General features: G+C 42.5%; 1 protein-coding gene. It reads right to left on the minus strand.

The window, feature by feature from the left end:
* A partial coding sequence (locus ACFINS_RS10860; protein WP_375706279.1) for a hypothetical protein occupies nucleotides 1-292 on the minus strand: 292 nt, incomplete at both ends.

Consider the following 292-nt stretch of genomic DNA (forward strand, 5'->3'; position numbering starts at 1 on the left):
CCTGTTGTAAGAGACGGTGTAATACGGGGTTGCAAAATGCTATAGCCTTTTACAATCTTCCCATTTTGTGGGTCGAAAATCGGCTGATTAAGCGGATGGTTAAGCTTTCCAACAAGTTTTGTGACACTTTCAGGAGTAAGGCGTGTATCTGCATCCAGGGTCATTACAAAACGACAATCTATGGGAAGATGTGGATTTGGGGGATAAAAGCTGGTGTTTTGATCACCTCTTAATAACAGATTGAGTTCATGAAGCTTACCACGTTTGCGTTCCCATCCCATCCAGCATTTTT

The organism is Bartonella sp. AA2SXKL (assembly GCF_042197205.1).
GTDB lineage: Bacteria > Pseudomonadota > Alphaproteobacteria > Rhizobiales > Rhizobiaceae > Bartonella.